Source organism: Allobosea sp. CER48 (genome assembly GCF_044752385.1).
Taxonomy (GTDB): domain Bacteria; phylum Pseudomonadota; class Alphaproteobacteria; order Rhizobiales; family Beijerinckiaceae; genus Allobosea.
On record NZ_JBIWYK010000116.1, the window covers coordinates 1 to 7,805 of the forward strand.

A 7,805-nucleotide genomic window follows, 5' to 3' on the forward strand; every position below is an offset into this window, starting at 1 on the left:
TGGCTTGTCGTCCCTGCCGGGAACCTAAGCCCCTTTGGCTGAACGGCGCGAAACCGCGCCGTTCAGCTTGCCTTCATCTACGAAGGATGGCTCCGCCTCAGCGGCAGATGCGATGCTGGCGCACGATCCAGCGGCGGCCGTTCCAGACACGGCGCGTCTCGGTCCAGCAGCGGCGGACATGCGGACGGCCCGGGCCGTAATGTGGGCGGCCGCGATGCCAGGCCTGCTGGACAAGCCCGGTATCCGCGGTGGAACCCAGCGTCGTGCCGGCCGAGACCGGCGCTGCCGAGGCGGGGGCGCTGCTCATGGCGGCACCGAGCAAGGTTGCTGCGCCGAAGGCGGCGGCAATGATGCGGGTTGTCAACATGGGCGTACTCCTTCGTTAAGCCAGCCGCTGGTCAGCCATCACATGCTCGCCCCGAACATTGCTGATCATACGGTCGTCTCGTGGTTAGCAGACCGGTTATGAACGAAATCTGTCGGCTTCCGGTTCCGGCCGAAGCTTGACCATAATCGGCCCGAACCCTAATCACCCCGCCATTCCTCTGTTATCGGAAGGTTGCAGGCACTTGTCCGCCCCCGCGCCACTCTCGCACTCCACCATACCGGCCTCGTCCCCGGCGATGGACCCGACGCGCTCCTTCCAGGGGCTGCTGCTGACCTTGCAGCGCTTCTGGGCCGAGCGAGGTTGCGTGGTGCTGCAGCCTTACGACATGGAGGTCGGCGCCGGCACCTTCCATCCGGCGACGACGCTGCGCGCGCTCGGGCCGAAGCCCTGGAAGGCCGCCTATGTCCAGCCCTCGCGCCGGCCCAAGGACGGGCGCTATGGCGAGAATCCCAACCGCCTGCAGCACTACTACCAGTTCCAGGTCATCCTGAAGCCGTCGCCGCCCGACCTGCAGCAGCTCTATCTCGACTCGCTGCGCGCCATCGGCGTCGATCTCGGCCTCCACGACGTACGCTTCGTCGAGGACGACTGGGAGAGCCCGACCCTCGGCGCCTGGGGCCTCGGCTGGGAGTGCTGGTGCGACGGCATGGAAGTCAGCCAGTTCACCTATTTCCAGCAGGTGGCGGGCGTCGAATGCGCGCCGGTCGCGGGCGAGCTGACCTATGGCCTCGAACGCCTGGCGATGTATGTCCAGGGCGTCGAGAACGTCTACGACCTCAACTTCAACGGCCTCGATGGCGAGGACCGCATCTCCTATGGCGACGTCTTCCTGCAGGCCGAGCAGGAATTTTCGCGGCACAATTTCGAGCATGCCAATACCGAGATGCTGTTCCGGCACTTCTCGGATGCGGAAGCCGAGTGCAAGGCGCTGCTCGCCGCGGGCGAGCCGGCTGCCGGCGCCAACCAGGCCCGTCACGAGCTCGCCCTGCCTGCCTATGACCAGTGCATCAAGGCCAGCCACATCTTCAACCTGCTCGATGCGCGCGGCGTGATTTCGGTCACCGAGCGGCAGAGCTACATCCTGCGCGTGCGTGAGCTCGCCAAGGCCTGCGGCGCGGCCTGGCTGAAGACCGCCGGCGGGGGAGCGAACTGATGCCTGATCTTCTCCTTGAATTGTTCTCCGAGGAAATCCCGGCGCGCATGCAGCGCAAGGCCGGCGAGGACCTCAGGAAGCTCGTCACCGACGCGCTGGTCGAGCGTGGCCTCGTCTATGAGGGTGCGAAGGCTTTCGTGACGCCGCGCCGGCTCGCGCTGCACGTCGCCGGCCTGCCGGTGCGCGGCCGCGACGTGCGCGAGGAGCGCAAGGGCCCGCGCGTCGGCGCCCCCGATGCCGCCGTGCAGGGCTTCCTCAAGGCCGCTGGCCTTACCTCGCTCGATCAGGCGACCATCGTCAGCGACCCGAAGAAGGGCGATTCCTATGTCGCCATCATCGAGAAGCCCGGCCAGGAGACGATTGCGGCCATCGCCGAGATCGTGCCTGCCGTGATCCGGGCCTTCCCCTGGCCGAAATCGATGCGCTGGGGCAAGGCCTCGGCCGCCGGCGCGAGCTTGCGCTGGGTGCGCCCGCTGCACTCGATCCTCTGCACCTTCGGCGCCGAGACCGAGGATCCGGAGGTGGTGCCCTTCGATGTCGACGGCATCGTCTCCGGCAACGTCACCTACGGCCACCGCTTCCATGCGCCCGGCCCGATCACGGTGAAGCGCCTCGACGACTACATCGCCTCGCTCGAGAAGGCGAAGGTCGTGCTCGATGCCGACCGCCGCAAGGAGATCATCCTCGCCGACGCCCGCAATCTCGCCTTCGCGCAGGGGCTCGACCTCGTCGAGGACGAGGGGCTGCTGGAGGAAGTCGCCGGCCTCGTCGAATGGCCGGTCGTGCTGATGGGTTCCTTCGAGGAGCGCTTCCTCGACATCCCCGGCGAGGCCATCCGCGCCACCATCCGCGCCAACCAGAAGTGCTTCGTGCTGCGCGACCCCGCGACCGGGAACATCGCCAGCCGCTTCATCCTGGTCTCGAACCTCGTCGCCAGCGATGGCGGCGTGGCGATCACCGCCGGCAATGGCCGCGTCGTGCGCGCCCGCCTCTCGGACGCCGCCTATTTCTGGCAGACCGATCGCGGCTCGCTGCCTGATCTCGATACCTTCAAGGAGAGCGCCGAAAAACTCGGGCTCGATCTGGCCAAGCCGCTCGACCAGCGCATGGCCAAGCTCGACAAGCTCGGCGTCGTCTTCCACGCCAAGCTCGGCACGCAAGGCGAGCGCGTCCAGCGCATCGCCGCGCTGGCCAGGGAGCTGGCCCCGATCGTCGGAGCCGATCCCGAAAAGGCCGAGCGCGCCGCCAAGCTCGCCAAGGCCGATCTGCCGACCGAGATGGTCGGCGAGTTCCCGGAACTGCAGGGCCTGATGGGCCGGAAATATGCCGAGCTGCAGGGCGAGGATGCTTCCGTCGCAGCGGCGGTCGAGGAGCATTACAAGCCGCTTGGGCCTTCGGATCGCGTGCCGAACGATCCGGTTTCGGTGGCGGTGGCGCTGGCCGACAAGCTCGACACGCTCGTCGGCTTCTGGGCCATCGACGAGAAGCCGACCGGCAGCAAGGATCCTTATGCGCTGCGCCGCGCGGCGCTGGGTGTGATTCGGCTCGTGGTCGAGAATGGTGCGCGGCTGGCGCTGTTGCAGGTCGTCAAGGATGCCGACCTCCTTTCCTTCTTCCACGACCGCCTCAAGGTCATGCTTCGCGACCAGGGCGCGCGGCACGATCTCGTCGACGCCGTGCTTGGCGAGGGCGCTTCGGCCAACGATGACCTCCTCCTCATCACGCGCCGCGTCTCCGCGCTGGGCCGCTTCCTCGACACCGAGGACGGCAGGAACCTGCTGGCGGGCTACAAGCGCGCCGCCAACATCCTGAAGGCCGAGGAGAAGAAGGACGGGGAGGGCGCCTTTGCGGGCTCGCCGGACCTGCACCTCATCGCCGATGCCGGCCTGATCGAGGAGAAGGCGCTGGCCGTCGCTCTCGCGCAGGCGACGCCGAAGGCCGAGGCCGCCGTCGCCGCCGAGGATTACGAGGGGGCGATGGCCGCGCTCGCGGAAATCCGCCCGGCGGTCGATGCCTTCTTCGACAAGGTCACGGTCAACGATCCCGATTCGGCGCTACGGGCCAACCGCCTGAAGCTGCTCAACCAGCTCCGCCAGGCGACGCGCGCGGTCGCGGATTTCGACCGCATCGCGGGATAAGCAGGGCGCGGGGAACCCCTCTCCCGGGCGTGAGAGGGGCGGGTGTGAGGGCCTGCCGCCGATCGCCCTTGCTCTGTTCTCTCTGCTGCTGCGGTTGGCTTCACGCCAGACTGGTTTTCCGACCTTCCCTCACCCCTACCCCTCTCCCATCCGGGAGAGGGGTTTTCTGTTTGCGGCTCCGCGTTCATCCAAAAGCGCGCCCCTTCGCCGGCAAAGCCCGCCCCCGGAACCTATTCCCACCCTGCGACGTTCCTTCGCCGGGGCTGACAGGCCGCGAATGCGTCGCGGCAGGGCTCCGGGGGGCCGGCTACCGGCCGAGATAAAGGGCTGCAAGCCATGGGTATTCTGATTTCCCTGCTGATCACCGTTCTCGTCATCGGCCTCGTGCTCTATCTCGTGCGCATGCTGCCGCTCGACGGGCAGATCAAGAACGTCGTGCAGATCATCGTCATCGTCATCGGCATCATCTCGCTGCTGCGCTATCTCGCTGTTTTCTAAGGCGATTGACGGCGCCTTCGGGCTGGTTCAGACTTCGCAAGGTCCAGAGGGCCCCGGACGCTAGCCGTCTCGGGGCCCTTCTCGTTTCAGGGCGAGACCGCGATGAATGCGCCGAACCGCACGGGCCATATCAGGCTGACCTCCCATCCCGAGCCGGGCGGGGCGGCCGCGCGCTTCCCGATCCGATGGGGCGCCCCGGCGGCCGCCGAGCGCGGCCCGATCATCGCCTCGACGACGAACCCGGCAGACCGCAACGTCATCGGCGCCCATGGCGGCTCCTATTCGGTCTATCGCGCACTCGCGATCTCCGCCCGCGCGATGAACCCGTCGCAGCGCCCGGACCTGACCAACACCCATCCAACGGCGGAGATCGCGCCGCAGCCGCAATGGGCCGATCCGAAGAAGATCGTCTCGCTCGATCCTTTCGGCCACACGGTCGCGCAGGATTTCGCCAAGCTGATCGGCGAGGGCGTCGACATCCGCCCCTCGATCGCGATCACCAAGGCCAGGCTCAACCTGCCCGAGATCCTTGCCGCCATGGGCGCACATCGGCTCGCTGCCGACGGCCATATCCTGCACCCTTCCGGCGACATCTCCGTCACCAAGGTCGCGGTCGACCCCGTCTGGTACCTGCCGGGGATCGCCGAGCGCTTCGGCACGACGGAGAACGAGCTGCGTCGCACGCTATTCGAGCAGACTGGCGGCATGTATCCCGAGCTGGTGACGCGGCCTGATCTCAAGGTCTTCCTGCCGCCGATCGGCTCGATCACGGCTTATGTCATGGGCGAGGTCTCGGCCCTGGCCGATCCGAAGAAGCGCATCGCCTGCCGTGTCCATGACGAGTGCAACGGCTCGGACGTCTTCGGCTCCGACATCTGCACCTGCCGGCCCTATCTGATCCACGGTATCGAGGAATGCGTGCGGGAGGCGCAGAGCGGCGGTGTCGGCCTGATCGTCTACAACCGCAAGGAGGGCCGGGCGCTCGGCGAGGTGACGAAGTTCCTCGTCTACAACGCCCGCAAGCGCCAGGAAGGCGGCGATTCCGCCGCAACCTATTTCGAGCGCACCGAATGCGTCGCAGGGGTCCAGGATGCGCGCTTCCAGCAGCTCATGCCCGATGTGCTGCACTGGCTCGGCGTCACCCATATCGACCGGCTGATGTCGATGTCGAACATGAAGTACGACGCCATGGTCGAGAGCGGCATCACCATCGGCGAGCGCGTCGCCATCCCGCCCGAGCTCATCCCGCCCGACGCCTCCGTCGAGATCGAGGCCAAGAAGGCCGCCGGCTACTACTCGCCGGACGGCTCGCCCGGCGACAATGCGCTCAAGGCCACCGTCGGCCGCGACCTCGACAAGTTCTGATTGAGCCTAACCCCGCCGACCCGAGCTGACGATGCCCGACCGCGATTCCGAGGCGTTCCGCGCCCTGTTGAAACCTGCTGCCGTGCGGGAGCGTGCGCGGGAGATGCTCGATCTCGGGCTCTCCGGCCGGCTGCTGCATTTCAGCGTCCATCCGGAGCGGCTGGAAGCCTGTGCCGACTATGTGCTGGAGACCATCCGCGCGAATTACCCGACGCTGGACATCCCGTTCCACGCGCGCTGGCGCCATTTCGTGCTCGACGGCGAGGATCGCTGGCAGAAGCTCGACCGGGCGGCCAGTTTCGCCGATCCTGCCGCTCGCGGCCGCGCCGCCTATGATCTTGCCATCGTCAGCGTGCTGCTCGATGCGGGCGCCGGGCCGGACTGGCGCTATCGCGATGCCGCGACCGGCCGCGAGATCGGGCGCTCGGAGGGGCTGGCGCTCGCGTCGCTCGACATGTTCGCCGCCGGCCTGTTCTCCAGCGATCCCGCCGTTCCCCTGCAGGCGGATGCGGTGGGCCTGAAGCGCCTCGACGCGGCGGCGCTGGCGCGCGGCTTCCAGGCCGGGCCGGGCAATCCACTGCTGGCGCTGGAAGGACGGGCGGCATTGCTCAACCGCCTTGGCGAGGAGCTGGAGCGGCAGGGCCTCTCGCGCCCCGGGGAGCTCTTCGACCGCTTCGCGGCGGCTGCCGGGAGCGGCCCGCTGCGGGCTCCCGAGATGCTCGGCGAGGTGCTCGCGACCTTCGGGGGCATCTGGCCGTCGCGCCTTACGCTGGCGGGGGTGGCGCTCGGCGATACCTGGCGCCATCCGCTGATCGCTCCGGGCAAGCCGACCGAAGGGCTGGTGCCCTTCCACAAGCTCTCGCAATGGCTGACCTATTCGCTGATCGAGCCGCTGCAATGGGCCGGCATCGAGGTTGCCGATATCGACGATCTCACCGGCTTGCCCGAATACCGCAATGGCGGCCTCCTGCTCGATGGCGGCGTGATCGCGCTGAAGGACGAGGCTGATCGCGGTAGGGCACATGAAGTCTCGTCGCCGCTCGTCGTCGAATGGCGGGCGCTGACGGTGGCGTTGCTGGATGAGATCGGCGCCTGGATCCGGAAGCGTCTCGGCCGTTCGCGCGATGACCTGCCGCTCGCCAAAGTGCTCGAAGGCGGTAGCTGGGCCGCCGGCCGGCGCATCGCGCGTGAAAAGCGTGTGGATGGCGGCCCGCCCTTGACCATCGTAAGCGACGGCACGGTATTTTGACGGCCGAGATTGGTCGTTCGTCAGCCGGGCAGCAGCTGCTTCCCGGGACGACATGACATCAGGGTTTCGAGAGCAAGAGGGGTAACCGGCGCATGACTTCGAGCCAGGACGGCGTCACCGTCGTCGATCACCCGCTGGTCCAGCACAAGCTCACGCTGATGCGCGAGAAGGACCGCTCGACCAAGAGCTTCCGCCAGCTTCTCAACGAGATCGGCATGCTGCTGTGCTACGAGGTGACGCGCGATCTGCCGACGGAGCTGATCGAAATCGAGACGCCGCTTCAGAAGTCGATGCAGCCGGTGATCTCCGGCAAGAAGCTGGTCTTCGCGCCGATCCTGCGGGCGGGCGTCGGCTTCCTCGACGGCATGCTGGAACTGGTTCCGGCCGCCCGCGTCGCCCATATCGGCCTCTACCGCGATCCCGATACGCTCCAGGCGGTCGAATACTACTTCAAGGCGCCGTCCGACATCGCCGACCGCATGATCGTGGTGATGGACCCTATGCTGGCGACGGCGAACTCGGCGGTGGCTGCGGTCGAGCGCCTGAAAGAGCGCGGCGCCAGGGACCTGCGCTTTGTCTGCCTGCTGGCTTCACCGGAGGGAGTGGCCCGTCTGCGCGGCGCGCATCCCGACGTCCGGATCTGGACGGCGGCGATCGACGAGCGCCTCAACGACCACGGCTATATCGTGCCGGGCCTTGGCGACGCCGGCGACCGCATGTTCGGCACGCGCTGAACGCGCGAAAGGCCCGCACCGCCATGGCGCGGGCCTTCCCATAACTGGTGTCATTCGATGATTTCGACGACCCTGCGCGTGCGCGGCTCGACGATCACCGGTTCGTCGTTGACGATGGTGTAGCGGTAGCCGGGGGCGCCGTATTCCATCGGGACGTCGCGATAGACCAGCCCGCGCGAGGGCAGCACGGTGCCGACCTCGACCGGCTCCGCATAGCGATACGAGCGCATGTGCTGGGCCGTCACGTAACCCCGGAAGCCGGCATTGTCGTTGATCATCG

The 7,805-nt window shown here is 67.4% G+C and carries 8 protein-coding genes; 6 read left to right on the forward strand and 2 right to left on the reverse strand.

All coding sequences use genetic code 11. The annotated features are described in order from the left end of the window. Positions 1 to 97: 97 nt before the first annotated feature. On the reverse strand, positions 98 to 367 hold the full coding sequence (locus ACIPIA_RS06625; RefSeq protein ID WP_400507848.1) for a hypothetical protein: 270 nt from the start codon (positions 365 to 367) through the stop codon (positions 98 to 100). 256 nt (positions 368 to 623) lie between these two features. On the opposite strand from ACIPIA_RS06625, the gene ACIPIA_RS06630 reads away from it, so the two are divergent. The 6 genes from ACIPIA_RS06630 (at position 624) to upp (ending at position 7,525) form a co-directional block, all read left to right on the forward strand. Next, a complete protein-coding gene (locus ACIPIA_RS06630) occupies positions 624 to 1,541 on the forward strand; it encodes a glycine--tRNA ligase subunit alpha (RefSeq protein WP_400507861.1) in 918 nt (305 codons plus the stop codon). Further along, the gene (gene glyS, locus ACIPIA_RS06635) at positions 1,541 to 3,679 is read left to right on the forward strand and encodes a glycine--tRNA ligase subunit beta (protein ID WP_400507851.1); all 2,139 of its coding nucleotides are present in this window, start codon (positions 1,541 to 1,543) and stop codon (positions 3,677 to 3,679) included. Before ACIPIA_RS06630 ends, glyS begins: the two co-directional genes overlap by 1 nt. A gap of 336 nt (positions 3,680 to 4,015) precedes the next feature. After that, a complete protein-coding gene (locus ACIPIA_RS06640; protein WP_176168593.1) occupies positions 4,016 to 4,177 on the forward strand; it encodes a Thivi_2564 family membrane protein in 162 nt (53 codons plus the stop codon). Positions 4,178 to 4,279: 102 nt separating this feature from the next. Further along, positions 4,280 to 5,542 (forward strand): GTP cyclohydrolase II, encoded by a 1,263-nt coding sequence (locus ACIPIA_RS06645; RefSeq protein ID WP_400507853.1) that lies wholly within the window; start codon positions 4,280 to 4,282, stop codon positions 5,540 to 5,542. A gap of 31 nt (positions 5,543 to 5,573) precedes the next feature. Next, positions 5,574 to 6,791 carry a URC4/urg3 family protein gene (locus ACIPIA_RS06650; protein WP_400507855.1) on the forward strand — a complete coding sequence of 406 codons (1,218 nt, stop codon included), beginning with the start codon at positions 5,574 to 5,576 and terminating at the stop codon, positions 6,789 to 6,791. A gap of 92 nt (positions 6,792 to 6,883) precedes the next feature. Next, entirely contained in the window at positions 6,884 to 7,525 is a 642-nt protein-coding gene (upp, locus tag ACIPIA_RS06655) for a uracil phosphoribosyltransferase (RefSeq protein ID WP_400507857.1), read from the forward strand. Between the two features lie 50 nt (positions 7,526 to 7,575). On the opposite strand, the gene ACIPIA_RS06660 is transcribed toward upp, so the two are convergent. Further along, the coding region (locus ACIPIA_RS06660) for a DUF1236 domain-containing protein (RefSeq protein ID WP_400507859.1) at positions 7,576 to 7,805 on the reverse strand (230 nt) is incomplete at its 5' end.

Bases quoted from the DNA above. Each gene is read 5' to 3' on its own strand.
- ACIPIA_RS06625 (WP_400507848.1), bottom strand. From the start codon at position 367: ATGTTGACAACCCGCATCATTGCCGCCGCCTTCGGCGCAGCAACCTTG.
- ACIPIA_RS06630 (WP_400507861.1), top strand. From the start codon at position 624: ATGGACCCGACGCGCTCCTTCCAGGGGCTGCTGCTGACCTTGCAGCGC.
- glyS (WP_400507851.1), top strand. From the start codon at position 1,541: ATGCCTGATCTTCTCCTTGAATTGTTCTCCGAGGAAATCCCGGCGCGC.
- ACIPIA_RS06640 (WP_176168593.1), top strand. From the start codon at position 4,016: ATGGGTATTCTGATTTCCCTGCTGATCACCGTTCTCGTCATCGGCCTC.
- ACIPIA_RS06645 (WP_400507853.1), top strand. From the start codon at position 4,280: ATGAATGCGCCGAACCGCACGGGCCATATCAGGCTGACCTCCCATCCC.
- ACIPIA_RS06650 (WP_400507855.1), top strand. From the start codon at position 5,574: ATGCCCGACCGCGATTCCGAGGCGTTCCGCGCCCTGTTGAAACCTGCT.
- upp (WP_400507857.1), top strand. From the start codon at position 6,884: ATGACTTCGAGCCAGGACGGCGTCACCGTCGTCGATCACCCGCTGGTC.